The organism is Heliomarina baculiformis (assembly GCF_019966545.1).
Taxonomy (GTDB): Bacteria; Pseudomonadota; Alphaproteobacteria; order Rhodobacterales; family Rhodobacteraceae; genus Heliomarina; species Heliomarina baculiformis.
On the sequence record NZ_JAIMIC010000005.1, the window covers coordinates 142,395 to 168,843 of the forward strand.

The window sequence follows — 26,449 nt, forward strand, 5'->3', positions numbered from 1 at the left end:
GCCCCTTCCGGTTATAGGAGTCGGCGACAACATGTTCAGGGAAGCGGGTCAGCGTCAAGGGCGGTTGGCCGAGTTTTCCGGTTGCACCTGTCCCCGTCAAGAAGGGACCCGGGCACGCAGTAAGAGAAGGCAGAGCAGCTATGCGTGGATTCATCGGCGGTATTGTCTGGGGCACCGGAGTAGCCGTGCTTGGCCTTGCGGGGCTTGCCGTTCTGAACCCGCCACCAGCACCGGCCCCTGTAGTCGAAAGCGAGACAACGTCGTCACAGCCTCAACCACCTGTCGAAGGCAATCCTCCGATTGTCGCTGCGGGCGAAAATGACACGGTCGTGGCCGATCCGGCGCCGGTGAACCCGCCGGAAGTCTCGGATCAGGACGACGTGGCCCAGATCGATCCAGAACCGACGCAAGAGCCACCTGTTGCAGGACAGCCCGACGTTCCAGATGCGCCTGTGGAGTCCGTGGCTGAACCTGTAGCGGCGCCGTTGGGCCAAGATTCCCCGGCTACAACGCCGCCGCAGCAGCCGAAAGAACTGACTGAGCCGGGCGATGGAGGGGCTGATCCCGATGCGTTCTCAACCGATGTCGCGCGTCGTCCCGATGTCGAAAGTGGCACGCCAGAGACACCTTCGGTCGCAGAGGCAGAGATCCCCGAAGCTGACCCGATCGCGCCAGAACAGCCTGTGGAGACACCTGAAATCCTTCCGCAACCCGCGGCGCCGCTGACAAATGATACCGCGCCGGCAGCGTCCCCAACTGCGGAGCGCCCGGTACCGCAGGTAACCGAAAACGAACTGCTGCAACCGGAAACCAGTGTCGATGAAACTCCGGAAATCGATAGTTCTCAGGACGTTGCGCCGGAAGGCGTCGGTGCCGTGGCAAGCTTGCCTGAACCTGCGCCGGACCAAACACCCTCTACGGATGACACCTCAAGTGATGCTTTAACGACTTCAAGCGATGCCCAAAATAAGATCCCTAATGATCTGACATCTAATGATTCACCTGCTGTCCCGTTGCAGCGGCCGCCGCTGCCTTTCATCGAAACCCCTTCCACAGAGCCTGCTGACGAGATTGCAGAGGCGCGACCCTCTGACGACGCTCCGGAAACCCGCGAACAGGCTGCGCTCAGCCCAAGGATCGGTGAACGGGTCGCGCCTCTGACCGAAAGAAGAAGCGCGGGCAACCTTGTTGATCGCGACGGGCAGGCTGACCCCATGACAGCGGAAACCGGCAGGCCGCTTGATCTCTATTCCGAAGCGGCGGAGATCGAGGAGGACAAGCCGCTGATGGCCATTGTCCTGATCGACGACGCGCAGTCGGTCGGAGTCGAAGCATTGCAGGATTTCCCTTACCCGTTGACGTTCGCCATAGATCCGACTTCGCCGGGGGCCGTCGAAAAGATGTTGCGCCACCGTGCTGCCGGTTTCGAAGTCGTGGCCATGGTCGATTTACCGGGCGCTGCAACGGCCCGCGATGCCGAGGTGATGCTCTCGGCCAGTTTTGATCGGCTGGACCAGACTGTCGCGCTTCTTGAGGGAACTGGTGAGGGCGTTCAGGGCAATCGTCCGCTGTCCAGTCAGGTGACGGACTTTATCGCGACCACCGGGCGCGGTCTTATAACCCAGGGCGACGGATTGAATACAATGCAAAAGCTGGCGCTGCGCGATGGTGTGCCCGCTCTGCCGGTTTTCCGCGATTTCGACAGTAGCGGTCAGACGCCGACCGTCATGCGTCGGTTCCTCGATCAGGCCGCGTTTCGCGCCCGGCAGGAAGGTGGCGTAATCATGTTGGGCCGTGTCCGGCCCGATACGATCTCGGCGCTGCTGATCTGGGCGCTGCAGGATCGCGCCAGCAGCGTTTCTCTCGTACCGGTGTCAGCGGTGCTGAAGGCCGCGACGCACACCGCCCAATAGGAAAGGTGGGGGTCAGTTCGCCCAGCTGTGCCAGGCATCGACGCTTCCTGCAAAAACGTTGATATCCACGGGACCGCTGATGCCCGGCACGACACCGGTGCCGGTATACTGCCAGAACGCCCATCGCTGGCCGGGGTAGACCTCTCGCGGATGACCGGCGACCGACCGCAGCCAGAACTGCGTGCCAGACAACCATCCGATATCCGTATCCCGGTAAAAATCCGGCGTCGTGTAAACGATCGGACGCTTGCCGTAGTGATTTTCGAGGATGCGGAGGAATTTGGACGCCTCGGAACGAACTGTGCGACCATCGGGACGCAACCGGCAGGTCGGCGAACGGTGATTCCATTCCATATCAAGCACATGCGGCAGAGAGTTCCACTCCCGCGGTACGTTCTCGATGAACCACCGCGCCTGTTCCTCGGCGGGACGGCAGAAATAGTAATAGTGATAGGCGCCCTGACGAACCCCGGCGCGACGCGCGCCCTTGCGATGGTTCTCGAACATCGGATCGACGTAATCACCGCCTTCGGTCGCCTTGATATAGGCGAAAGCCACACCTGACGCGCGTGCTTGGTGCCAATCGATTTCGCCCTGATACCGGGCCACGTCGATGCCATGCACCGGGTAGTTCACCGGATGGGTGTCGACCCAGTCATGCGGGTCGAGATCATCGAACCTTGGTGAGGCCATGAAGGCCATGCTGTTGGGCACAACGACCTGTGTCGTCGGTTCGGGACGCGACCCGCATCCGACCAGTCCGAACAAAAGGGCCGCGACGGCTGTAACGCGGGAAATACTCATTAGAGGCTGCACTGCTCGATCTCCTGTTGCCGGAGTGTTCCCGCCATTAAGGCGTATCGCAGTGACTCGCGCAACAGGATTAACAAACCCTTAGCAAGAGCAGGTCATCACCTATTGATTACCATTGCCCCGGAACCGCGCCGCATCGGCCGCAGCACGGCGTATCGCATTGGATTTGTGGACAGTTTCCTGAAACTCAGCCTCGGGATCGCTGTCATAGACCACGCCGCCGCCTGCCTGAATGTAAAGCTTGCCGTTCTGCACAACGGCCGAGCGCAGGGCGATACACATGTCCATGTCGCCACCGGCGCTGAAATAGCCGACGCCGCCACCGTAAAGCCCGCGCTTTTCCGGCTCTAGCTCGTCGATGATCTCCATCGCGCGCACCTTGGGAGCACCAGAAACCGTACCGGCGGGCATGCCGGCAAAAAACGCATCCAGCGCGTCCTTGTCCTCGGCCAGTTCGCCGACGACGTTCGACACAAGATGCATGACGTGGCTATAGCGTTCGATGATGAATTTTTCAGTCGGCCGAACCGTCCCGATCTTGGACACGCGCCCGGTATCGTTGCGACCAAGGTCCAGCAGCATCAGGTGTTCTGCCAGTTCCTTTTCATCGGCCAGCAGGTCCGCCTCAAGCGCGCGATCCTGTTCGGGCGTCGCCCCACGGGGGCGTGTCCCGGCGATTGGCCTGATGGTCACCTCACGCCCAAAAACGCGCACCAAGATCTCGGGCGATGCGCCGATCACCTGAAATTCGCCAAAGTTAAAGTAGAACATGAATGGCGACGGGTTCGTGCGCCGCAGGCTTCGATAAAGCGCGAATGGCGGATCGCGAAAGTCCTGAGTCCAGCGCTGTGAAGGCACCACCTGAAAGATGTCGCCTGCGCGGATGTATTCCTTGGCCTTTTCAACGGCTGAACGATAGGCCTCGGCGGTAAAGTTGGATTGGGGTGGCCCGATCTCTTCTTCATCGCCCAGATGGCGCGTTTCGGCGGGCATCGCGCGATCCAGATCACGGACTGCATCCATCACCCGTTCAGCCGCCTGCGCATAGGCCGCACGCGCCGATTGCCCCGCACTGACCCAGGCGGGCGATACCACGGTGACCTCGCCCTTGACCCCGTCCAGCACCGCCACCACCGAGGGGCGCAGCATCACGGCATCCGGTGCTCCGATTGGGTCGGGGTTAATGTTGGGCAGGTGTTCGACAAGGCGAACCATGTCATAGCCAAGATATCCGAACAGACCCGACGCCGCTTGCGGCAGATCGTTGGGCAGTTCGATCCGGCTCTCGGCGATCAGGCTACGGAGGTTGTCCAGCGGATTGCCTTCCTGAGCCTCGAAGGCGTCGGCGTCATAGCGCGCCTCGCGGTTGAGTTCGGATGTTTCGCCCCGACACCGCCAGATCAGGTCGGGCTTCATGCCGATGATAGAATAACGCCCGCGTACTTCGCCGCCGGTCACGGATTCGAGCATGAACGCGTCTTTCTGCGCCCCCGTGAGCTTGAGCATCAGCGAGACGGGCGTGTCCAGATCCGCGGCAAGCCGAGTATATACCACCTGGTTTTCACCCGCTTCGTAGGCACGGGCGAAGGTTTGATAGTCGGGCGTCAAGGCCATTGATTTTGCCTTTTAGTTGAAGCTGCCAAGAACGGCTTCGACCGAGCGTTGGTCGATCCGGGCCCGGGCACGCAGCTGGGCATCGCGGGCGTAGGCCGCGAACAGCGCCTGTGAGAGCGACTGATCAAGCTGGGTGGTCAGGGACTGGCGCAGATCGCGCACATCGGCTGTATCGGCAGGTGGCAGGACTTCTTCCAGACGTACGATGATGACGCCGGCCTCACCAGTGATAACGCGGTATTCACCGGTTTCCATCTCGAACACCTGGTTCATGAAATCGGCGGGTGTCTGATCGATATAGGCCGTGCGGGTCAGGCCGTTCTCGACCTTGAAGGACAGCCCGGTTTCGGCGAAATCGCCGCTTTCGTTCAGGGTTGCCACAAATTCCTCGGCACGGGCCGCCAGCGCCGCAACCAGCGCGTCCTGACGCCAGGCTTCCGCCACCTTGTCCCGGGCAGAATCAAAAGGCTCCGGGCGTTCGGGAAGGGTTTCATCCAGTCTCAGCGCGAAAATACCGCCATCATCAAGGAAGTCGATCTGGGGGAAATCTTCGCTGGTCACATTCGCGGCGGCCTCGTTGAACGTCGCATAGGCGGCGGGGCCTTCGGCACTGTCGGGTGTCCATTGCAGCGTCCCGATGGTAAGTTCGGTTTCCTCTGCCGCTTCTTCAAGCGTTGCGCCACCGGCAAGGATATCCTCGATCGGTTCCGCGCGGGCTTCGATCTGGCGACGGGCCTGATCGCCGGCGAGCTCATCACGCAGCTGGTCCTCGACATCCTCAAAGGTGGTTGTGCGGGCATCGAGCTTGCCGTTCACGCGGAACAGCGCGGGGCCAAGATCCGAGGGCAGGGGGCCGACAACATCGCCCACATCGGCGGAAAAGACCTCGTCTGCCGCATCGCCCAGATCGCTGGCGATCACGTCGCCCATGTCGATATCGTCAAGTTCAAGACCACGATCCTGCACGAGCGATTCAAAGGTCGCGCCGCCGACCTCGATCTGCGCAAGCGCGTTGCTGGCCGCTTCCTCGTTCGGGTAGACCAGACGCTCGACAAGACGTCGCTCGGGCTGGGAAAATTCGCTGATCCGTTCGTCGTACAGTCGGCGCACTGAATCTTCATCCACGGCAACGTCATCCAGCACATCCGCCGGAGTCAGCAGGACATAGGTAATCTTTTTGGTTTCGGGCAGGGTAAAGGCCGCGCCATTCTCGTCGTAATAGGCCTGCAATTCGGCCTCGGTCGGCTCGGGCAGCGGTTCGGACAGGGAGTCTTCGCCCAGCGAAGCCCAAGTAAAGCTGCGCCGCGCGGCGATGTAATCCGTCAGCGTATCGGCCATCGTATCTGGCATCTCGACCCCGGAAACGATGGCGGATTGCACCAGCGTCCGAGCGCTTTCGGCGCGCAGATCGTCTTCGAACACGGTCTCGTTCAAGTTCGCCTGTTCCAGCGCAAAGCGATAGGTTTCCCGGTCGAACTTGCCATCGATCCCCTGAAATGCCGGGATGCGGACGATTTCACGCTGCAGATTTTCATCGCCAACCGACAGGCCAAGCTGCTCGGCTTCGTGGTCGAGCGCGGCAAGCTGGGTCAGCCGAGCCACGACCGATTGATCCAGACCGTAAGACCGCGCATCCGCGATGGTCATCGGCTGGCCGGTCTGGGCCTGAATGGCACGCATTTCACGCTGCAATTCGCGGGCAAAGGCGTCGACACTGATGTTCTGGTCGCCGACGCTGCCGATGGTGCGAACAGTGCCGCTGAAATTCGTCGCGCCAAAGCCCATCAGACCAATCAGCAATAGGCCGACGATGATCCAGACGAAAGTCTTTGACAAGTTCTTGACGCGTACGGCCATGATGCCTCCCTGACGGCGTGGGTCTGCTTTTCCTTGCGGCTCTGTCTACTGTGGGTGCCAGACAGGGGCAAGGTCAGAAGGAAACTGAGGCCAGCCGCTTGAACATCTGTCCGATTCCGCTGCGGTCCAGATTGGCAAAAGCGATGCGAAGGTGGCTGGCGCCGCTTGCGTCGCCCTCGGGGACGAACATGGTCGCGGGTAGCAGCAAAACTCCGGCCTCGCCGACCAGGGCCTTGGCCAGTTCGTCGGCGGGCATTCCGAACGGATGGGCGACATATGCGAAATAGGCCCCGACGCCTTTCAATTGCCAGCCCTTGTCGGCCAGCGCAGCGAACCCATCGACAATGGCGGCCCGGCGATCAAGGATTTCATCCCGCTCACCCGCCAGCCATTGATCGAGGTTCTTCAGCCCGTATAACGCGGCGTGCTGGCCGATCTGGTTGGGGCAGATGGTGACCGTATCGACAAACTTCTCGATCTCTCCCATCATCTCGCGTGAACTCATCAGCGCGCCGATGCGATGCCCGGTCAGCCGGAAGGCCTTGGAAAAAGAATAGAGGTGAATCAGTGTCTTGTCCCATTCGGGATCTGCAAAGAGATCATGCGGCGCGCCGCTGCGGCTGTCGAAATCGCGATAGGTTTCGTCAAGTATCAGCGCGATGTCATGGTCGCGCGCCAGCTCGAAAAACGCCCGCAGCAGCTTGGCCGGATATTCCACCCCGGCAGGGTTGTTCGGCGACACCAGCGCGATGGCGCGGGTCCTGTCGGTGATCAGCTGCGCCGCTGCCTCGGGATCGGGCAGCATGTCGTCACCTACCGCAAGCGGCACAGTTTTGACGCCGCTCTGATCCAGCCACATCTTGTGATTGAAATACCATGGGGTCGGCAGGATCACCTCGTCCTCTTCGCCGGTCAGAGCGGCGATGGCTGCGGCAAATGCCTGGTTGCAGCCCGAGGTAATCGCAACCTGTTCGGTTGAAATCTCACCACCATAGGACAGCGACCATTTTCGGGCCAGTTCCTCGCGCAGGGCGGGCAGTCCAAGGTCGGGACCGTAAAGATGCACCTCGTCGTTGTTGAGCGCCAGATCCGCCATATGCTGGCGCAGTTCCATGGGCGGCGCGGCCACCGGGGCGGCCTGGCTCACATTGATCAGCGGGCGCTCTGGTGGAAAGCTCTTCCCGTCCAGCCAGCGGCGCGCTTCGGTAATTGGGGGCGCAAAAGTGGCGCGGGTCCGGGTGATTGTCATCTGGGGGTACTCCTGAACGGTCCCCGTGCATCTACGCGAACGGGGCCGGGCGGTCATCTTGGGATAAGTCGGGCGATATCAGTCCTTGCCGCGATAAGGCTCGACATATTGCAGGGCCATATCCCACGGAAAGAAGATCCAGGTATCCTGACTGACGCCAGTGACGAAAGTATCGACCATCGGCTCGCCCGAGGGTTTGGCGTACACTGTAGCGAAATGCGCTTTGGGATAAAGCTCGCGGACCAGTTCCAGCGTCTTGCCGCTGTCGACAAGGTCATCGACGATCAGGATGCCGTCGCCATCGCCCATCATCTCGGCATCCGGGTGCTTCAGCACCTTGGCTTCAGAGCGCGACTGGTGGTCATAGGATTTGACGCTGATCGTGTCGACCGTTCGGATATCCAGCTCGCGCGAGACGATCATCGCCGGGGCCATGCCTCCGCGGGTAATGGCGACGACTGCGCGCCAGCTGCCGTTCTCGGGGCCTTTGCCGTCAAGGCGCCATGCAAGGGCGCGGGAATCACGGTGTATCTGGTCCCAGCTGACATGGAACCCTTTTTCATGCGGCAACTGGTCGTTCATCTCGCGCTCCTTCTTTGTGCGGAACTTGATAGCCCAGCATCACGTTCAATTAAAGCCAGCTGTTCTGACGAGTAACCCGTGATATCAATGAAGCCACGCCTGCTCATAACCAATTGGAAACTGTCCGCTCGGATCGAGCATGTGGCAGAGGTGATCATTGCGTTTGATCGCTTGCCCGAATGGTGGGGTACGGTGTTTCTAGATGCTCAAGTTATTGAAAAAGGGGATAAAAGCGGCGTTGGACGTCGCGCGCGTTTTCTGACTCGTAGCCGGTTGCCCCTGACGTTCCTGTGGGAGGCCGAGATAATAAAGGTCAACTCTCCCTGCAGCTGCCAGATCAAGGCCAGCGGTGATATCAATGGCAAAGTTGAGTGGAGCCTTAAGCAAAACGGTGCCATCGCGGACGTGCGGATTGAGTCGGACATATCGTTGAACCGACCCATCCTCGGCAGAATCGCACCGCTTATGTGGCCGACGGTCGTAGAGGGTCATCGCTGGGCGATGGAGAAGGGGCTGGCCGGTCTCACGGGTGAACTTGATCAGGTCCGCGCGCGACTGAATTAACCCCCAAGGATCAGACGGTCGAAATATCCGGCGCATCGACGGCTTTCATCCCGACCGCGTGATAGCCCGCATCCACATGCAGAACTTCGCCGCTGACACCGGCCCCGAGATCCGAGAGCAGGTAAAGCGCCGAGCCCCCGACATCGTCGATGGTCACGTTGCGACGCAGCGGCGAGTTATACTCGTTCCATTTCATGATATAGCGGAAATCGCCGATACCGCTGGCGGCGAGCGTCTTGATCGGCCCCGCAGAAATCGCGTTGACGCGGATGCCGTCCTTGCCAAGATCCTCGGCTAGGTAACGCACCGAAGCTTCGAGCGCTGCCTTGGCGACACCCATCACATTGTAATGCGGCATGACCTTTTCGGCACCGTAATAAGTCAGCGTCAGGCAGGAACCACCTTCGTTCATCATCTTTTCCGCGCGGTTCACGACGGCGGTAAAACTGAAGACCGAGATATCCATGCTCATCTGGAAATTGGCGCGCGAGGTGTCGACATAGCGACCGCGCAGCTCGTTCTTGTCGGAAAAACCGATGGCGTGAACGACGAAATCGATGTTGTCCCAATGCTCGGCCAGACCGGCAAACAGCGCGTCGATGGACTCTTCGCTGCTGACATCGCAGGGCAGGACAATCTTGCTGCCCACTTTTTCAGCAAGCGGATCGACACGCTTTTTCAGCGCATCGCCCTGGTAGGAAAACGCAAGCTCGGCCCCGGCATCGGCCAGCGCCTTGGCAATTCCCCAGGCGATCGACTTGTCGTTGGCGAGCCCCATGATCAGGCCGCGCTTGCCGACCATCAATTGATTTGACATGAGGAACTCCATCCTGATTTTCGCAATTGACTGACCTTTAGGCGAAGGCGAAACAGGCTTCAAGAGTACATGAAACAGTCGGGTGCCCCTGAGGCACCATCAGCACTGTGCCGGGGAAAGGGTGGATAAGGATGAGTGATCGCGACGGAATCTTTGCGGGTGACGACCCGTTCGAGATCGTGAAACGCTGGATGGCAGAGGCCGAGGAAAGCGAGATCAACGACCATAACGCCATCGCGCTATCCACAGTCGATAGTGACGGTCTGCCCAATGCGCGTATGGTTCTTCTCAAGGATGTCGAGCCCGGCGCTTTCGTTTTTTACACCAATTACGAAAGCCAGAAGGCGCAGGAGCTGGACAGCGCTGGCAAGGCCGCTTTCGTGATGCACTGGAAATCGCTGCGCCGGCAAGTCCGGGTGCGCGGGACGATCACACGCGAGGACGGTCCGCAGGCCGACGCCTATTATAAATCGCGCTCGCTCAAGAGCCGCCTTGGCGCTTGGGCGTCGCGCCAGTCGCGTCCGCTGGCAAGCCGCGCGACCCTCATGGCCGAGGTCGCTAAGGTCACTGCACAGCAGGGACCGAATCCTTCGCGTCCGCCATTCTGGGGCGGATACAGGCTTGTTCCCGTAGAAATTGAATTCTGGGCTGATGGTCAATTCCGCCTTCATGACCGTTTTTGCTGGCGTCGCAGTGATCCTGAGGCAGATTGGGTGATAAATCGGCTGAACCCATGATGACTTTATGATATAAATATTGGAACTTTTAGATAAATGACTTTTTTTATCTTGAATAATTCTGTCAAAAACCGACAGTTAGGTGTTTAATGCAATGTGATAGTGTAGATGGCAGGACCCCTTTGGCGGAAGACTTGAACAGCATGTATCACGTGCGCGGGCAGGTGAAGTGGTTTGACCCCACCAAAGGATTCGGCTTTGTCGTGTCGGACGAGGGCGGGCCCGATATCCTATTGCATGTCAACGTCTTGCGAAATTTCGGGCAAAGCTCGGTCGCGGACGGCGCACGGATCGAGGTGGTTACCCACCGCACCGAACGCGGGGTTCAGGCTGTCGAGATCATTTCGATCACACCGCCCGAACGGGACGACACCCCGGTTCTGACCGACTTTGTGAACATGGATCCGCAGGATCTGAAGCAACGGCCGCTGGAGCCCGCCCGCGTAAAATGGTTCGACAAGGGCAAGGGGTTTGGCTTTGCGAACATCTTCGGTCACCCCGAGGATATCTTTCTGCACATAGAAGTTCTGCGCCAGTCGGGCCTGTCCGATCTGCAACCGGGCGAGGCTCTCGCCATCCGAGTGATCGATGGCAAAAGGGGCCGCATGGCCGCCGAGGTCCACGCCTGGGAAGTCGCAAATCCAAAGACCGGAGACTAGGATGCCTCGACTTTGGGGCGGGCTGGTTCTGGCCTGCACGCTGGCGTCGTCGCTCCACGCGGAATGTCGTGAAGATCGCGTTGCCCTGCGAGGCGACTGGGGTGAGCTTTCATTTACCGTCGACATCGCCGATGACAATGCCGAACGCGCCAAGGGGCTGATGTTCGTTGAACGGATGGGCCGGAACAAGGGGATGCTCTTTATCTATCCCGATCCGATCCGGGCGACCTTCTGGATGAAGAACACGCTGATTCCGCTCGATATGATCTTTGTCGATTCTGACGGGTTGGTAACTCATGTGCATCACGAAGCGATTCCCGGAGATCTGACCGCGATTGACGGGGGCGAAAACGTCCGCGTCGTGCTCGAAATCAACGGCGGACTTGCCGAACGCTATGGAATCGAGCCGGGCAGCCAGATGCAACATCCGGTTTTTTCCTCTGCAAACCCCGTATGGCCCTGTTAGGGGTTTTCAATTCCTTCAGTCCCGTCTAGACAGCCGCATGGTTCGGGGCGTGGCGCAGCCTGGTAGCGCACCTGTTTTGGGTACAGGGGGTCGGAAGTTCGAATCTTCTCGCCCCGACCATTTTCCAAAAATCAGTATTTTCTGGTCACTCGGCCGGTTTTCCGGCCGCATTGCCCGGCACAGGAATAGGCTCGGGTTTCCCGCCCGCCACGCGCATGATCTTGTTGACTGTCTTTGTTACCGTCGGATTCCGGTAAAACACCCGAAGCGGCGCACCTGTTTTCTGCGGAACGTTCAAATAGCTGTCGAACTGCACGAGGTAACCCGGTTCGTCCGGCTCGACATGGAATTGCAGAACCAGCCGGGGAAGATCGTCCAGAATCCCTTCATAGGTCATTATGGCGACGGCCGTTTCTTGCGGATTGAGGAAAGTCCGGCACTCGATTGTCTGATCATCGGGGCGGCTGAAACTGTCCGATGGCTCCGAACAGGCGGATTCGACTGATTCCAAAAGATTCTCCGGATACTCCGCGAACCGCGCGCGATGTGAGATTTGCGCTACATCTTGTGTGGCACAGGCGCTTAAAAATACTACAGTTAGTAAGTTCCAAGGGCGCATAAGAAATTTCCCGCTGTGGATTTGCCGCGAATCCGCGAAATCAGCCTAAGCTCATCACGCGCAAGAGTCGTGGGATAATCTACCGGATAAGTTGTGGATAAATTTAGGTGCTGGTTTGGAATCCTGCCGAAACCTACTGAATTGCTGGCAAAAACCGGCAGGGTTTTATCCGCCTTTAACCAATCAGATTCGGCCCGCCCTGTGCATGAATCACGGACCGTGCAAAAGGACGCTTGTATCGATCTGCGTCAAGGCAAAAAAGAATCAAAAATCGTTTGCTTTAGCCGGGAACCTACGTCAAGTTGTGCTGGCCGGGGCGGTGACCACTAAATCTGGTGGCAATAACCAGAGGGTCGCTGCTCAGGAAGGGACAAATTGAAATTCTTTCTAATCTGGCTTCGCGCCGAAAAGTAACTGCTGCGGCAGCATGGAAAGATTTTGCCGTTCCCCTCCGTGGCATGCGGGCGGCCTGCAACGACAGGGCGTTTGCGGGGCCGATTACCGGCCTTTGATATTGGGGCAAAGCTGAGAACAGAGGCAGCGATATGAAAATTGAAAGACGATTTACCAAAGCCGGTCAGGACGCCTACGCGAGCCTCGATTTCATTCACGCCACGTCTGAAATTCGCAACCCGGACGGTACGACCGTCTTTCGTCAGGATGATATCGAGATTCCCGCAAGCTGGAGCCAGGTTGCCAGCGATGTCATCGCACAGAAATACTTCCGCAAGGCCGGCGTTCCCTCGGCGCTGAAAAAGGTCAAGGAAAAGGGCGTTCCCGAATTCCTCTGGCGCTCGGTCCCCGAAGAGGGCGCTGAAATGGGCGGAGAATCCTCGTCAAAGCAAGTTTTCGACCGTCTCGCCGGGGCATGGACCTACTGGGGCTGGAAGGGCGGTTACTTCACAACCGAGGAAGACGCGCGCGCCTACTACGACGAGATGCGCTATATGCTGGCCACGCAAAAGGCCGCGCCTAACAGCCCTCAGTGGTTCAACACCGGCCTGCACTGGGCCTATGGCATCGACGGTCCCGCGCAGGGCCACTATTATGTCGACCACAAGACCGGCAAGCTGACCAAATCGCAATCCTCCTATGAACACCCGCAGCCGCATGCCTGCTTTATTCAGGGCGTGCAGGACGATTTGGTGAACGACGGCGGCATCATGGATCTTTGGGTGCGTGAAGCGCGCCTGTTCAAATACGGCTCTGGCACTGGCACCAACTTCAGCCATCTGCGTGGCGAGGGCGAAAAGCTCTCTGGTGGTGGCAAGTCCTCGGGCCTGATGGGCTTTCTCAAGATCGGCGATCGCGCAGCCGGTGCGATCAAATCCGGTGGCACCACCCGCCGCGCGGCCAAGATGGTCATCGTCGATGCGGATCACCCGGATATCGAGGATTTTATCAACTGGAAGGTGCTCGAAGAACAAAAGGTCGCGAGCATCGTGGCTGGCTCCAAGATGCACGAGGCCAAGCTGAACGGTATTTTCGCGGCCATTGGCACATGGGACGGGCTCGAAGAAGAAGCCTATGATCCCAAGGTCAACAACACGTTGAAAGAAGCGATCCGTGAGGCCAAGAAAGTCGCGATCCCTGAAACGTATATCAAGCGCGTCCTGGATTACGCCAAGCAGGGCCATACCGGCATCGAATTCCCGACCTATGACACGGACTGGGATTCCGAGGCCTATAACTCTGTTTCCGGCCAGAACTCGAACAACTCGATCCGCGTCACCAACGCCTTCCTGACCGCAGTCAAGAAAGACGCCGACTGGGAGCTGATCAACCGCACCGACGGCTCCGTTTCCAAGACCGTCAAGGCGCGCGATCTGTGGGAACAGGTCGGCCATGCCGCATGGGCCTGCGCCGATCCGGGCATCCAGTACCACGACACGGTTAACGAATGGCACACCTGCCCGGAAGACGGTGAGATCCGAGGCTCAAACCCCTGTTCGGAATACATGTTCCTCGACGACACGGCCTGTAACCTTGCCTCGATGAACCTGCTGACGTTCCTCAAGGACGGCGAATTCCAGGCGGCGGATTACATGCACGCCTCGCGTCTCTGGACCCTGACGCTCGAAGTCTCGGTAATGATGGCCCAGTTTCCGTCGAAAGAGATCGCGCAGCTGTCCTACGACTTCCGCACGCTGGGTCTGGGCTATGCCAATATCGGCGGTTTGCTGATGAACATGGGCCACAGCTATGACAGCGACGAAGGCCGCGCGCTCTGCGGTGCGCTGACCGCGATCATGACCGGCGTGGCCTATGCGACCTCGGCGGAAATCGCCTCGGAGCTCGGCGCCTTTGCCGGATATGAGCGCAACGCCAACCACATGCTCCGCGTGATCCGCAACCACCGCAATGCTGCCTATGGCAAGACCACCGGCTACGAAGACCTCGCGGTCACGCCGGTCGCACTCGATCACAAGAACTGCCCCGATACCAAGCTGCTTGAACTGGCCCACACGGTCTGGGACGAGGCGCTGGCGCTGGGTGAAAAGCACGGCTACCGCAATGCGCAGGCCACCGTGATCGCGCCCACCGGCACCATCGGCCTTGTCATGGACTGCGACACCACCGGCATCGAACCTGATTTCGCACTGGTCAAGTTCAAGAAGCTTGCCGGTGGCGGCTACTTCAAGATCATCAACCGCTCGGTTCCGGCCGCGCTTGAAAAGCTGGGCTACGGCTCGGCCGAGATCGAAGAGATCATCTCTTACGCGGTTGGCCACGGCTCCATAGGCAATGCGCCCGCGATCAATCACACGTCGCTGGCTGGTCATGGTTTCGGTGAGAACGAGCTCGCCAAGGTCGAGGCCTCCCTTGCCAGTGCTTTCGACATCCGCTTTGTCTTCAACCAGTGGACGCTGGGCGAAGAGTTCTGCACCAATGTGCTCGGCATTCCCGCCGCGAAACTGAACGATCCGTCTTTCGATCTTCTGCGCCACCTGGGCTATTCCCGCAAGGACATTGAGGCTGCCAATGACCATGTCTGCGGCACCATGACCTTAGAGGGCGCACCGCACCTCAAGGAAGAGCATTACGCGATCTTTGACTGTGCCAATCCCTGCGGCAAGAAAGGCACCCGCTACCTGAGCGTCGACAGCCACATCCACATGATGGCCGCTGCGCAGTCCTTCATCTCGGGCGCGATCTCCAAGACGATCAACATGCCGAACGATGCTACGATCGAAGATTGCCAGAAGGCCTACGAACTGTCCTGGTCGCTTGGCGTCAAGGCCAACGCGCTGTACCGCGACGGCTCGAAACTGTCCCAGCCGCTCGCCTCGGCGCTGGTCGAAGACGACGAAGACGCCGCCGAAGTGCTTGAATCCGGCTCGCAGCAGGAAAAAGCCGCCGTTCTGGCCGAAAAGATCGTCGAAAAGGTCGTGGTCAAGGAAATCATCCGCTCGCACCGCGAAAAGATGCCCCAGCGCCGCAAGGGCTACACCCAAAAGGCGGTTGTTGGCGGGCACAAGGTCTATCTGCGCACCGGCGAATACGAAGACGGCAACCTTGGCGAGATCTTCATCGACATGCACAAGGAAGGCGCTGGCTTCCGGGCGATGATGAACAACTTTGCCATCGCCGTGTCGGTCGGCCTGCAATACGGGGTACCGCTCGAGGAATTCGTAGACGCCTTTACCTTTACGAAATTCGAACCCGCCGGGATGGTGCAGGGCAACGACAGCATCAAGAACGCGACCTCGATCCTCGATTACGTGTTCCGCGAACTGGCCGTGTCTTACCTCGACCGGACCGATCTGGCCCATGTGAAACCGCAGGGCGCTTCCTTTGACGATGTTGGTCGCGGCGAGGAAGAAGGCGTGTCGAATATCTCGGAGATGAGCGAGAACGCTGCCAGCCGCTCTCTGGAAGTGCTGAAACAGATCAGCTCCACCGGCTATCTGCGCAAGCGTCTGCCGCAGGAACTTGTCGTGCTGAACGGCGGCCAGATGCCCGGCGCGTTGGCGGGCTTTGCAGAACCGTCAGCACCGATGGCGGCAATGACCTCCGATACCACCACAATCGCAACATCGACCACCACCGCCGTCGCAAGCGGCACCGTGTCGATGGACGCGCGGGTCAAGGCCAAGATGCAGGGCTACGAGGGCGACCCCTGTGGTGAATGCGGCAACTACACGCTGGTGCGTAACGGCACCTGCATGAAATGCAACACCTGCGGCGGGACGTCGGGGTGTAGCTGAAGGAATTCAGAGGTTGGGGTCAGCGGTGCAACGCCAACCCCAGGCTCATCCCGCAAGAGCTAAGCATGCTGCGGGAGAAACCAATCGGCCCTCGAAGGGTCGTGACGAAAGGAATGACAAAGGACGATTTGGGGATCAATAGCGTGCTGAGTAATACAGAGTTTATCCCAAGACTTAACCTCATGAAATTGGGTGCTCTGGCACTTAGGAGGGCATCGCGATGCCAAACAAAGACAACTATTGGACTCAAAAAAGGCCTGATGGGCGTTGGGAATCAAAGCGAGAAGGAGCTGAACGCGCATCAAAAGTGACTGCTACTCAAGCCGAAGCTTGGGATGCTTCCAAGAATTTTGCCAAGCAAAATGATGGCGAAGCAATCCTTAAGGGACGGGATGGACGTATTCGAGATAGGAATACATATGGAAACGATCCTTACCCTCCTAAAGGCTAAAAGAACCGCGCCCCAACAGGCGCGCAGGGGTTGCGGGCTGCCACTCGCTGACCGGACCCCGACGAAACCACCGAAGCGGCCTTTGCAGAGGGCAGCTTCAGCTCACGGACGGGCCTCACTTCTGGCCCGACGACATAGGGTGGGGGCGGACTATTGTCCTTGCCCACCTTTCCACGGGGCGGGTGCGCTCGCCCCTGACGACGTTCAGGCCGCAGGCAAAAAACACCGGGCGGTAAACTAGATGAGCCTGAACGGCGAAACTTATACGGAGCGCTTCGGCGCTCCGTTTTTTCTTGTGTGTGTTCGAGCTGGACGTTGGTCGGTTGCGCGGACGTTTCGGACCTTCACCCATTGGCCGCTTCCGGGGTAGCCGAACAGAAATCGTGATTTTTGCACGCTTTAAAGCTACTAATCAGTTCAACAGCTAAAGACGAGCATCAGTCGCGTGCGATAGTTGATGCCCAGACAGGACGACCATTCAGTGGCTCAATGTGATGCAGTAGCAACTTTTTCTTAAGGTTTACCTGCTATCATCAAGGGCGGTCAGATGGAGGCGTTTATGAAGTTCATTACTCTTGGTGGTGTCGCACTGCTCTTGCTTGCAGTCGTCAAAGGTCTCTTCCCAGACCTATTCCACTTTCTACCACTTGGTGGCAGCACAGTGGCCGAGATGGGAATCGTTTTTGGGATCGCAGTTGCGGCTGCCGCAATAAGTGATCTAAGGCGCACAAGCGATGAGTAAGCACAGGATTACTATCACGGTCGATCCTGACATCGACGAATGGCTTCAAGCCAGTGCAAAGATGTATGGACGTTCATTGTCCGAGTTGGTGCGTATTTGTCTACGGGAGTTCAGCCAAGAACACCCGACACGCTTCGCTACGAGGGACAAGGCTCGCACAGAAACCCCTGAAGCTTGGCGCGTAGTTTGGAAAGACGTGCATAAATCTTGATTTTTGCGCGCACCGATAGTCGGCCCAAACGGCACCTGCTGCCGTTCGCCACTTTGCCCTGAGTGTCTCAAATTGGCTCTAGCAGCCTTTCCAAGCCCCCGCACGAAATGGAAATGGGGCTCCCTTTTTCATACCGCTTTTATCATCCAAAATCAGGCGCGCTTGCTTTCGCGCCCCGAGATCGCGGCGGCGAAATCGCAGAGCCGCTTCAGCGCCTGTTCGAACTCCGCATCAGCGATGGTCATGGCGACGCGGATATGACCGGCGGCGGCGATGCCAAAACTTTCGCCGGGCATGACCGCAATGTGTTCTTCTTCCAGCAGGGCATGGGCAAAAGCTTCGCCGCTCATCCCGGTGCTGCGGATGTCCAGCATCAGGTACATTGCGCCATCCGAGGGCAGAAGACCAACAACTTGCTGATTGCCAAGCACTTTCTGTGCCAGTAGGCGGCGGCGGCGGAAGGGGGCTGCGATCTGTTCCTCGAATTCCTTCCCAGCGTTCAGCGCGAAAAGGGCGGCGTCCTGAACGAAACCGGCAACGCCATAGGTGGTGGTGACGGCCAGATCGGCAAGCGCGGCAATCGCCTCTTCGGGGCCGACGATCCAGCCGCAGCGCGACCCGGTCATCGCGTGGCTTTTCGACATGGAGCCAATGACCAGCGTGCGCTCGGCCATGCCGGGCAGGGCGCGCGGCGAGATATGGTCGCCTTTCCAGACCTGCGTGTCATAAACCTCGTCCGAGATCAGCCAGAGATCCTGTTCGCGGCAGACCCCGGCGATGCCCTCCAGCGTTTCGCGGCCATAGACCACGCCGGTGGGGTTGTTCGGTGAATTGATCAAGAGCGAGACCGCACCCTCGGCCAACTGTTCAAGCTCCTGCGCCTGCGGCAAAAACGCGTCTTTCGCATGGGTGCGCAGCGGGCGCGCAACCGCACCAGCGGCACGGATCGTGCCGGGATAGGTCGCGTAATAAGGGTCGACGAAAAGAGCCACATCTCCGGGATTGCAGACCGCGTTATGGGCCATGAACAGCCCCGCCTGTCCGCCGGGGGTGATCAGCACGTTTTCACGCCGCGTCGGGACACCGGTTCTCTCGCTGAGCCGCGCCGCGACCGCGTCGCGCAAGGATGGGATGCCGGGGACAGAGGCATAGCCTGTATGCCCGCCGGTTGCCGAGGCATTCATCGCGGCAAGGATCGTCGGGTCGGTGCGGATGTCATGCTCGCCGATGGTCAGCTGGGTCACCGCGATCCCGTCCGCGATCATGCGCTTGGCGCGGTCAAAGACCTCCCAGCCGTCTGAACCGCCTTCGTTGATATGGGTGATCCGATGCGACAGTTTCATAAGCAGACTCCGTAATATCTTCGCGCCGTTTGGGGCAGAGCCGGGCCGGATTGTCAATCGTAGTCCGGGCATATCTGCGTTGCATGGCTCTTGATCCCGCCGCGTGAGCCGGGTATTAAACCGCCATGAACCGGAATTGCATCATTATCTGCTGCATTATTACCTGCTGATACGAAAGCGGGCCGGTTTTCTTCGTTTACATCCCTGAACCAAGTTGCCATGCCCGCGCCGGAGGCACTGTGCCCGTTTGGCATTTTGTCTCACCCCACGTGAGGACGCGACGAGATGACAAAGATCAGGCTGCACAACACCAAGATGCGCGCGAAAGAGGATTTCACGCCGATCGACCCTGACAACGTACGGATGTATGTCTGCGGCCCGACGGTCTATGACCGGGCGCATCTTGGCAATGCGCGGCCTGTTGTGGTGTTCGATGTGTTGAACCGGCTTCTGCGCCATGTCTACGGCGCGGATCACGTGACCTACGTGCGCAATTTCACCGACGTCGACGACAAGATTAACGCCCGCGCTGCCGAAAGCGGGCGCGACATCTCCGAGATCACCGCCGAAACCACGCAATGGTTCCTCGATGACATGGCGGCGCTTGGCGCGTTGGAGCCGGACCATATGCCGCGCGCGACCCAGTACATCCCGCAGATGGTGGCGATGATCGAAGAGCTGATCGCCAAGGGGCACGCCTATGAGGCGGAAGGCCACGTGCTTTTCGCCGTTGACAGCTGGAAAGAGAAATACGGCCAGCTGTCCGGGCGCAGCGTGGATGACATGATCGCCGGGGCAAGGGTCGAGGTCGCGCCCTACAAGAAGAACCCGATGGATTTCGTTCTGTGGAAGCCGTCCGACGCGGATTTGCCGGGCTGGGAGAGCCCCTGGGGTCGGGGCCGCCCGGGCTGGCATATCGAATGCTCGGCCATGGCCTTTGAGCTGCTGGGAGAAAGCTTCGACATCCACGGCGGCGGCAATGACTTGATGTTCCCGCATCATGAAAACGAGATCGCCCAGAGCTGCTGCGCCCATCCAGAAGGCGATTTCGCCCATGTCTGGATGCATAACGAGATGCTGCAGATCGAAGGCAAGAAGATGTCCAAGTCGCTGGGCAATTTCTTTACCGTGCGCGATCTGCTGGATCAGGGCATCCCGGGTGACGTGATCCGTTTCGTGTTCCTGAGCACGCACTATCGCAAACCGATGGACTGGACCGAGGCCAAGGCCGTGGAAGCGGAGAAAACCCTTCGGAAATGGTACGGCCAGATCGACGCGGCAAGTGAAGACGGTGATGTCCCCCACGCTTTGATCAATGCGCTGGCGGACGATCTGAACACGGCCGGGGCGTTGACCGTATTGCATCAGCTTTCGCATGCGGATGAAGGGGGCGGCCTGCGCGCCTCCATGCAGTTTCTCGGTTTGGTCGGAGAAGCCGTGCCTGAGTGGGCCGCGGCACCGTCTGTGGACCTTTCTCCCTACGCGGATCGTCTTGCCGATCTGCGGCAGGCCGCCATGGAAATCAAGGATTTCTCATCGGTCGATGCGATGAAATCCGCGCTGACGGCGGCGGGTGTCGAGGTTCGGATGAGCAAAGCGGGGGTGGAATTGCTGCCGGGGCCGGGCTTTGACGCGGAAAAACTGGAGGGGCTGAAATGAGTGCGACATGCGCGTTTGAAGCGGTGAAGGGGGCTGTCTGCCCCCCGTCCCGGACGTGGTCCGGGACTCCCCCCGAGGATATTTTTGACCCAAAGAAGCTTGTGGTTTCTGAAGGGGGAGCGGTGCTATGACAGAACGGCTTTATCTTTACGACACCACCCTGCGGGACGGGCAACAGACGCAAGGGGTGCAGTTTTCGACCGCCGACAAGGTGCAGATCGCGACAGCGCTGGACGGGCTTGGCATCGATTACATCGAGGGCGGCTGGCCCGGGGCGAACCCGACGGATTCGGCTTTTTTCGAGGCGGCACCGAAGACACGGGCGCAGATGGTGGCCTTTGGCATGACCAAGCGGGCGGGACGCTCGGCCGAGAATGACGATGTGCTGGCGGCGGTGATGAATGCGGGCACCGGTTCGGTTTGTCTGGTTGGCAAGAGCCATGATTACCATGTGGAAGCGGCGCTTGGGATCACGCTTGAGGAAAATATCGAGAATATCCGGGCGTCCGTCGCGCATATCGTGGCGCAGGGGCGCGAGGCGCTTTTCGATGCCGAGCATTTCTTTGACGGTTACAAGGCCAACCCGGGCTATGCGCTTGAAGCCTGCCGGGCCGCCTATGATGCCGGGGCGCGCTGGATCGTTCTCTGTGATACGAACGGCGGGACATTGCCGGAGGAGATCGCGCGCATCGTGACCGAGGTCATCGCGGCGGGCATTTCCGGGGATCACCTTGGCATTCATACCCATAACGATACCGAGGCGGCAGTAGCTGGATCGCTGGCGGCGGTTCTGGCCGGGGCGCGCCAGATACAGGGCACGCTGAACGGGCTGGGCGAACGCTGTGGCAATGCCAATCTGGTTTCGATCATCCCGACGCTTTTGCTGAAAGAGCCCTTTGCCAGCCAATTTGATACCGGGATCAGCCGCGAGGCGCTGGTGGGCATGACACGGATCAGCCGGATGCTGGACGATATCCTGAACCGGGTGCCGATGCGTCAGGCGCCTTATGTCGGCGCTTCGGCCTTTGCCCACAAGGCGGGGCTGCATGCCAGCGCGATCCTGAAGAATCCGGACACCTACGAACATATTGATCCGGAACTGGTGGGTAACGAACGCATCATCCCGATGTCGAACCAGGCAGGGCAATCGAACCTGCGTCGCCGTCTGTCCGAAGCGGGGCTTGAGGTCGAAAAGGACGATCAGGCGCTTGGCACTATCCTGAACACGATCAAGGAACGCGAGGACGCGGGCTATTCCTATGACACGGCGCAGGCCAGTTTCGAGCTGGTCGCGCGCGAGGCGCTTGGCCGGATGGAGAGCTTTTTCGACGTCGAACGCTACCGTGTGATTTCCGAGCGTCGCCGCAACGCCAAGGGGCAGGTGGTCGTCGAATCCGAAGCGGTGGTGACGGTACAATTCCGTGACGGGTCCAAGCGCACCGGGTATTTCAAGAACGAACATCCGCAGGATCTGCATGATGACGGGCCGGTCAACGCGCTCTGGCAGGCGCTGAAGACCGATCTTGGGCCCTATCAGGACAGGATCGACGACATGCGTCTGACCGATTTCAAGGTGCGTATCACCAATGGCGGAACCGAGGCCGTGACACGTGTAATCATCGATTTTCAGGATGCGCAGAAACGGCGTTGGTCAACGGTGGGTGTGTCGCCGAATATAGTGGATGCCAGTTTCGAGGCGCTGCTGGATGCGATCCGGTGGAAGCTTGTGCGCGACGGTAAGGCGTGACGGGCTGACGTGGCATTCGATACCGATCTGACGGCCTGCGCGGCCCTTGTGGAAAAGGCCGATCCGGCACGATTTCTTGCGGTGATGGCGGTGCCCGTGCCTGCGCGCCGCGTGCTGTTCCCGATATTTGCGTTGAATATCGAGGTGGCCCGCGCCCCTTGGGTGACCGAGGAAAGCATGATTGCCGAGATGCGGCTGCAATGGTGGCGCGATGCGCTGTCGGAGATTTCTGCCGGGGGGATCGTGCGGCGGCATGAGGTGGTGACGCCGCTTTCGCAGGTGCTGGCGCCGGCGTTGGCCGCGCGGTTGGATGAAATGGTGGCGGCGCGGCGCTGGGACATCTACCGAGACCCGTTCGAGGATGAGGCGCATTTCGAGCGCTACATCGATGCCACTTCGGGCCATGTGGTCTCGGCTGCGGCGCTATCGCTGGGCCAGGCTGATGAAACGGTGCTGCGAGATTTCGCCTATGGGGTCGGGATCGCGAATTGGCTTTGCGCCGTGCCCGAGCTTGAGGCGCGCCGCCGTGTGCCGCTCATTGACGGGACCGGCGAAGGTGTACGTAATCTGGCGCAGAAAGCGCTCGAACGGCTGCAAAAAGCGCGGTCGCAGCGGGCAAAAATCTCGCCCGAGGCGCGGCAGGCGCTGTTCAGCGGCTGGCAAGCGTCGCGTCTGTTGCGTCAGGTCATCGCGGACCCGTCCCGTGTGGTTGAGGGGCGGCTTGGCGGAATCGATACGCGCGATCGGCTGGCGCTCATGCTGCGGGTCGCGCGCGGGCGCTGGTGATTCAGCTCCTCGCCGAACCACGCGATTGCATCACCAGCCAGATCAGCGCACTGCCCGCCAGAACCAGCGCCGGTGCCATTGCAAGGTTCACGGCCGTCCAGCCTTCGGTCGCGGTGCCGCCCGAGCAGTTCATCAGACCGCCCGATGAAAGCGAGGCAATCGTGACGCCGCCGAACACGATCAGGTCGTTCAGGCCCTGCATCCGCCCACGTTCGGAAGGCTCATGCGCCCCGGCAAGCATCGAGGTCGCCCCGATGAAGCCAAAGTTCCAGCCAATCCCAAGCAGCACCAGCGCGATAAAGAAATTGCCCAGCTCCACGCCCTGAAGCGCGACAAGCCCAGCCCCGGCAAGAATGGCCAGCCCGGTGCCCATGATCTTTTCCACGCCGAACCGCGCGATCAGGTGACCGGTGAAAAACGAAGGGATAAACATGGCCAGCACATGCGCCGTCACTACATCGGCGGCCGAATTGCGGGTGAACCCACAGCCGACCACGGCCAGCGGTGTCGAGGTCATCACGAGGTTCATAAGTCCGTAGGACACGGTCGCGCAAATCACGGCCACGGCAATTTTCGGCGTCGTGATCAGCTCCCAGCGGCTGCGGCCCTTGCTGGCACCCTCGGCGGGCGGCGGAGGTTTTGGAATATCCAGGAACAGGAACAGGGCGGCCCCGATCACGTTCACGGCGATCACCGCGGCGTAGGTGCCAATAAAGGGGATCACATAGGCATCTGCGGTCAGCTTGACCACCTGCGGCCCGATAATGGCCGAGGCAAGACCACCCGCCATCACGTAGGAAATAGCCTTGGGGCGGAACGCATCCGATGCGGTATCGGCAGCGGCGAACCGGTAAAACCCGTGCGCGCTCATATAAATACCGGTGAAAAGGCTGCCCAGAAGGAAAAGCGCAAAAGACCCGGTGAACAGGCCATAGGCGCCGATGACACCACCAAGCGTACCGCCAGCAGCGCCTACAAAGAATCCGGCGCGGCGTCCGTATTTCTGCATTACCGCTGATAGCGGTGTGGCCGTCAGCATCGAGCCCAGGACGATCATGGAAATCGGCAGGGTCGCAAGGCAGGGGTTCGTTGCAAGCGACTGCCCCGCCAGACCGCCAATGGTAAAGATCATCGGCATCTGGGCGCCCAGCAGCGCCTGCGCCAGAACCAGAACCACGACATTGCGCTTTGCACGCTGATGATCGTCGGACTGAGACTCGATTTCGGAAATACTTGTCATGTGCAGCTTGGTAGTTCTGAACCGTCGGCGGCACAAGCACCTTGCGTCGCCGCAATTGCAGCATATGGTTCCGGCGATGAATGATCTCGGCATCTCTGCGACGCATCTTTTGCTACTCGGCGGCTCGGGCGAGGCGCGCCACATCGCGGCGGCCCTGGCCGAGAAAAGCGCAATGCGCGTGACGGCCTCATTGCTTTATCCCGCGCGCGTGCACCCCGATCTGCCGGTGCCAACCCGTTTCGGCGGTTTCGGCGGAGATGACGGATTCCGGGTCTTTCTGGCCGTGGAGGGGATCGGCGCGGTTCTGGATGCGACCCATCCGTTTTCCACACGCATCGCCGCGCGTACCGCACGGATCTGCCATGAACTGTCGCTGCCGCATGCCCGGCTGCTGCGCCCGGAATGGACTTCGGAACCGGGCGACAACTGGCGTTTCGCGAGGGATGAGGCCGAAGCCTCGACCATGCTCCTGCCTGGCCAAAAGGTCTTTGCCACCACCGGTCAGGCAAGCTTAGGCGCGCTCGTTGGGGATAGTCTTGCGGAATTCAAGGTGCGCAAGCTGACGGACAGGGCGCCATCCCGGCAATACCGCAATGTAGAATTTATCCGTGGGCAGGGGCCGTTCTCGGTCGAACAGGAAATCGCGACTTTCAAAAGTCTCTCGATTGACGTCCTGGTCGCAAAGAACAGTGGCGGCGCGGTCAGCCGAACCAAGCTTGATGCCGCGCGGGCGCTTGGCCTGCCGGTTATCCTGATCGACCGCCCCTCCCAGCCCGAAGCGACGCTTCTGCCCGATGTTGCCGCCGCGTTGGATTGGATAGACGCGCTATGAGCACGGGACGGATTATCATCGGCGATGCCTGCGTGGCCGAGGGGGCGGCGTGGCTGGCCGAACATGATCCGCGTTTTGCCCAGGCTCTGACCCTGACCGGCCCTTTGCCGCTGCGTCTGCGTGCCGACGGTTTCGCGGAGCTGCTCAGCGCCATCGTCAGCCAGCAGGTCAGTGTCGCCTCGGCACGGGCGATCTGGGCGCGCATGATCGCAGCGGGGCTCGACCGCCCCGAGAATATCCTCGAGGCCCGCGAAGACGAACTGCGCGCAATCGGTCTTTCGCGCCAAAAAATCCGGTATTCCTACGCGCTGGCCGAAGCCGGGATCGATTACGACGCCTTGCGGACCGCGACGACGGACGACGTCATAAAGACCCTAACACGGGTACCCGGCATCGGCATCTGGACGGCGGAAATCTACGCGATGTTTTCGCTTGGACGGGCCGATGTCTTTGCGCCGGGCGATCTGGCCTTGCAAGAATCCGCCCGCGTGCTGTTTGATCTGCCGGACCGCCCCAAGGAAAAGGCATTCCGGCAAATGGCCGAAAGCTGGGCTCCGTGGCGATCGGTTGCGGCGCGCCTGCTCTGGGCCTATTACCGCGTTGAAAAGAACAGGGAAGGAATTTCATGACACGGGTTTTGCAAGCAGGTCGGGTCGAACCGAAATCGGGGGAGACCCGGTCTGTCGTGGTGTTTTTGCACGGCTACGGCGCGAATGGCGCCGATCTGCTGGGCCTTGCCGATCCGCTGGGCGACCACCTGCCCGATACACTCTTTGTCGCTCCCGACGCGCCCGAGACGATTCCCGGCATGCCGAACGGCTACCAGTGGTTCCCGATCCCCTGGATTGACGGGTCGAGCGAAGAGGCCGCCGAACGTGGCATGGCCGCGGCGATCGACGATCTGAACGCCTTTCTCGACGCACTCATGGTGGATGAGGATGTGCTGCCCGAACAGGTCGTTCTCTTTGGCTTTTCCCAAGGCAGCATGATGGCGCTCCACGTGGCCCCGCGCCGCGAAGACGCTGTGGCGGGCGTCGTGGCCTTCTCCGGCCGGTTGCTCAGCCCCGAAACCCTAGCGGACGAAGTCGTCGTGCGCCCGCCAGTCCTTTTGGTTCATGGCGATCAGGACGACGTGGTGCCGCCGCAATCGCTGCCCGCCGCCGCCGAAGCGCTGCAAGAGGCCGGTTTTCAGGACGTCTTTGCCCATATCATGAAGGGCACCGCCCACGGGATCGCGCCAGACGGGCTGAGCGTCGCGCTTGCCTTCATGCGCGACAAGCTGAATCTCTGAAAAGATATTGCGGGAAAGGTTCCGCCAACTATTTGCCTGTATGTGGCTT

23 protein-coding genes and 1 tRNA gene are annotated in these 26,449 nt (G+C 59.9%); 15 read left to right on the forward strand and 9 right to left on the reverse strand.

Translation table 11 applies throughout. The features are described from left to right. The first annotated feature begins 140 nt into the window (after positions 1 to 140). On the forward strand, positions 141 to 1,913 hold the full coding sequence (locus MF268_RS12775; protein WP_238371255.1) for a divergent polysaccharide deacetylase family protein: 1,773 nt from the start codon (positions 141 to 143) through the stop codon (positions 1,911 to 1,913). A 12-nt stretch (positions 1,914 to 1,925) separates the two neighbouring features. Here MF268_RS12775 and MF268_RS12780 read toward each other — a convergent pair whose 3' ends face one another. From MF268_RS12780 to gpt, 5 genes are all read right to left on the reverse strand, one after another. Continuing rightward, positions 1,926 to 2,717 (reverse strand): glycoside hydrolase family 25 protein, encoded by a 792-nt coding sequence (locus tag MF268_RS12780; RefSeq protein ID WP_238371256.1) that lies wholly within the window; start codon positions 2,715 to 2,717, stop codon positions 1,926 to 1,928. 111 nt (positions 2,718 to 2,828) lie between these two features. Further along, positions 2,829 to 4,340, reverse strand: coding sequence for an anthranilate synthase component I (gene trpE / locus MF268_RS12785; protein ID WP_238371257.1), 1,512 nt, complete (start codon positions 4,338 to 4,340; stop codon positions 2,829 to 2,831). Positions 4,341 to 4,352: 12 nt separating this feature from the next. Next, entirely contained in the window at positions 4,353 to 6,197 is a 1,845-nt protein-coding gene (locus MF268_RS12790; protein ID WP_238371258.1) for a peptidyl-prolyl cis-trans isomerase, read from the reverse strand. Positions 6,198 to 6,270: 73 nt separating this feature from the next. Further along, complete coding sequence (locus tag MF268_RS12795) at positions 6,271 to 7,446, reverse strand: aminotransferase (protein WP_238371259.1); 1,176 nt, start codon at positions 7,444 to 7,446, stop codon at positions 6,271 to 6,273. 78 nt (positions 7,447 to 7,524) lie between these two features. Continuing rightward, the gene (gpt, locus tag MF268_RS12800; RefSeq protein WP_238371260.1) at positions 7,525 to 8,028 is read right to left on the reverse strand and encodes a xanthine phosphoribosyltransferase; all 504 of its coding nucleotides are present in this window, start codon (positions 8,026 to 8,028) and stop codon (positions 7,525 to 7,527) included. 141 nt (positions 8,029 to 8,169) lie between these two features. On the opposite strand from gpt, the gene MF268_RS12805 reads away from it, so the two are divergent. Next, on the forward strand, positions 8,170 to 8,592 hold the full coding sequence (locus tag MF268_RS12805; protein WP_238371261.1) for an SRPBCC family protein: 423 nt from the start codon (positions 8,170 to 8,172) through the stop codon (positions 8,590 to 8,592). Positions 8,593 to 8,602: 10 nt separating this feature from the next. On the opposite strand, the gene fabI is transcribed toward MF268_RS12805, so the two are convergent. After that, positions 8,603 to 9,409, reverse strand: coding sequence for an enoyl-ACP reductase FabI (gene fabI, locus MF268_RS12810; RefSeq protein ID WP_088635507.1), 807 nt, complete (start codon positions 9,407 to 9,409; stop codon positions 8,603 to 8,605). 131 nt (positions 9,410 to 9,540) lie between these two features. Between fabI and pdxH the strand changes: the two genes are divergently transcribed. From pdxH to MF268_RS12830, 4 genes are all read left to right on the forward strand, one after another. After that, positions 9,541 to 10,146 carry a pyridoxamine 5'-phosphate oxidase gene (gene pdxH / locus MF268_RS12815; RefSeq protein WP_238371262.1) on the forward strand — a complete coding sequence of 202 codons (606 nt, stop codon included), beginning with the start codon at positions 9,541 to 9,543 and terminating at the stop codon, positions 10,144 to 10,146. A gap of 122 nt (positions 10,147 to 10,268) precedes the next feature. Continuing rightward, positions 10,269 to 10,805, forward strand: coding sequence for a cold-shock protein (locus tag MF268_RS12820; protein WP_088635451.1), 537 nt, complete (start codon positions 10,269 to 10,271; stop codon positions 10,803 to 10,805). Between the two features lies 1 nt (position 10,806). Next, positions 10,807 to 11,271 carry a DUF192 domain-containing protein gene (locus tag MF268_RS12825; RefSeq protein WP_238371263.1) on the forward strand — a complete coding sequence of 155 codons (465 nt, stop codon included), beginning with the start codon at positions 10,807 to 10,809 and terminating at the stop codon, positions 11,269 to 11,271. Between the two features lie 43 nt (positions 11,272 to 11,314). Then, positions 11,315 to 11,391 (forward strand) — tRNA-Pro (locus MF268_RS12830). Between the two features lie 25 nt (positions 11,392 to 11,416). Here MF268_RS12830 and MF268_RS12835 read toward each other — a convergent pair. Further along, positions 11,417 to 11,890: a hypothetical protein gene (locus MF268_RS12835; RefSeq protein ID WP_238371264.1), complete on the reverse strand. Its 474-nt coding sequence runs from the start codon at positions 11,888 to 11,890 to the stop codon at positions 11,417 to 11,419. Positions 11,891 to 12,435: 545 nt separating this feature from the next. Here MF268_RS12835 and MF268_RS12840 point away from each other — a divergent pair. The 3 genes from MF268_RS12840 (at position 12,436) to MF268_RS25485 (ending at position 17,502) form a co-directional block, all read left to right on the forward strand. Continuing rightward, complete coding sequence (locus MF268_RS12840; protein ID WP_238371265.1) at positions 12,436 to 16,098, forward strand: vitamin B12-dependent ribonucleotide reductase; 3,663 nt, start codon at positions 12,436 to 12,438, stop codon at positions 16,096 to 16,098. A gap of 220 nt (positions 16,099 to 16,318) precedes the next feature. Continuing rightward, a complete protein-coding gene (locus tag MF268_RS12845; RefSeq protein WP_238371266.1) occupies positions 16,319 to 16,549 on the forward strand; it encodes a DUF2188 domain-containing protein in 231 nt (76 codons plus the stop codon). Between the two features lie 734 nt (positions 16,550 to 17,283). Further along, positions 17,284 to 17,502: a ribbon-helix-helix protein, CopG family gene (locus tag MF268_RS25485; protein WP_420485435.1), complete on the forward strand. Its 219-nt coding sequence runs from the start codon at positions 17,284 to 17,286 to the stop codon at positions 17,500 to 17,502. A 152-nt stretch (positions 17,503 to 17,654) separates the two neighbouring features. On the opposite strand, the gene MF268_RS12850 is transcribed toward MF268_RS25485, so the two are convergent. Further along, a complete protein-coding gene (locus tag MF268_RS12850) occupies positions 17,655 to 18,845 on the reverse strand; it encodes a pyridoxal phosphate-dependent aminotransferase (protein ID WP_238371267.1) in 1,191 nt (396 codons plus the stop codon). Between the two features lie 285 nt (positions 18,846 to 19,130). Between MF268_RS12850 and cysS the strand changes: the two genes are divergently transcribed. The 3 genes from cysS to MF268_RS12865 all read left to right on the forward strand — a co-directional run bounded on the left by cysS (position 19,131) and on the right by MF268_RS12865 (position 23,037). After that, the gene (gene cysS, locus MF268_RS12855) at positions 19,131 to 20,504 is read left to right on the forward strand and encodes a cysteine--tRNA ligase (RefSeq protein WP_238371268.1); all 1,374 of its coding nucleotides are present in this window, start codon (positions 19,131 to 19,133) and stop codon (positions 20,502 to 20,504) included. Between the two features lie 127 nt (positions 20,505 to 20,631). Beyond that, positions 20,632 to 22,251, forward strand: coding sequence for a citramalate synthase (gene cimA / locus MF268_RS12860; protein WP_238371269.1), 1,620 nt, complete (start codon positions 20,632 to 20,634; stop codon positions 22,249 to 22,251). Between the two features lie 9 nt (positions 22,252 to 22,260). Next, positions 22,261 to 23,037, forward strand: coding sequence for a squalene/phytoene synthase family protein (locus MF268_RS12865; protein WP_238371270.1), 777 nt, complete (start codon positions 22,261 to 22,263; stop codon positions 23,035 to 23,037). A 1-nt stretch (position 23,038) separates the two neighbouring features. On the opposite strand, the gene MF268_RS12870 is transcribed toward MF268_RS12865, so the two are convergent. Then, positions 23,039 to 24,277, reverse strand: a complete 1,239-nt coding sequence (locus MF268_RS12870) for an MFS transporter (protein WP_238371271.1) — start codon at positions 24,275 to 24,277, stop codon at positions 23,039 to 23,041. On the opposite strand from MF268_RS12870, the gene MF268_RS12875 reads away from it, so the two are divergent. Genes MF268_RS12875 through MF268_RS12885 form a run of 3 tightly spaced genes read left to right on the forward strand, consistent with a single transcriptional unit; the run spans position 24,276 to position 26,400 of the window. Then, the gene (locus tag MF268_RS12875; protein ID WP_238371272.1) at positions 24,276 to 25,109 is read left to right on the forward strand and encodes a precorrin-6A/cobalt-precorrin-6A reductase; all 834 of its coding nucleotides are present in this window, start codon (positions 24,276 to 24,278) and stop codon (positions 25,107 to 25,109) included. The two genes, MF268_RS12870 and MF268_RS12875, sit on opposite strands and share 2 nt — an antisense overlap. Next, positions 25,106 to 25,738: a DNA-3-methyladenine glycosylase family protein gene (locus MF268_RS12880; RefSeq protein ID WP_238371273.1), complete on the forward strand. Its 633-nt coding sequence runs from the start codon at positions 25,106 to 25,108 to the stop codon at positions 25,736 to 25,738. The genes MF268_RS12875 and MF268_RS12880 overlap by 4 nt, the downstream gene beginning before the upstream one ends. Continuing rightward, on the forward strand, positions 25,735 to 26,400 hold the full coding sequence (locus tag MF268_RS12885; protein WP_238371274.1) for an alpha/beta hydrolase: 666 nt from the start codon (positions 25,735 to 25,737) through the stop codon (positions 26,398 to 26,400). The genes MF268_RS12880 and MF268_RS12885 overlap by 4 nt, the downstream gene beginning before the upstream one ends. Positions 26,401 to 26,449: the final 49 nt, after the last annotated feature.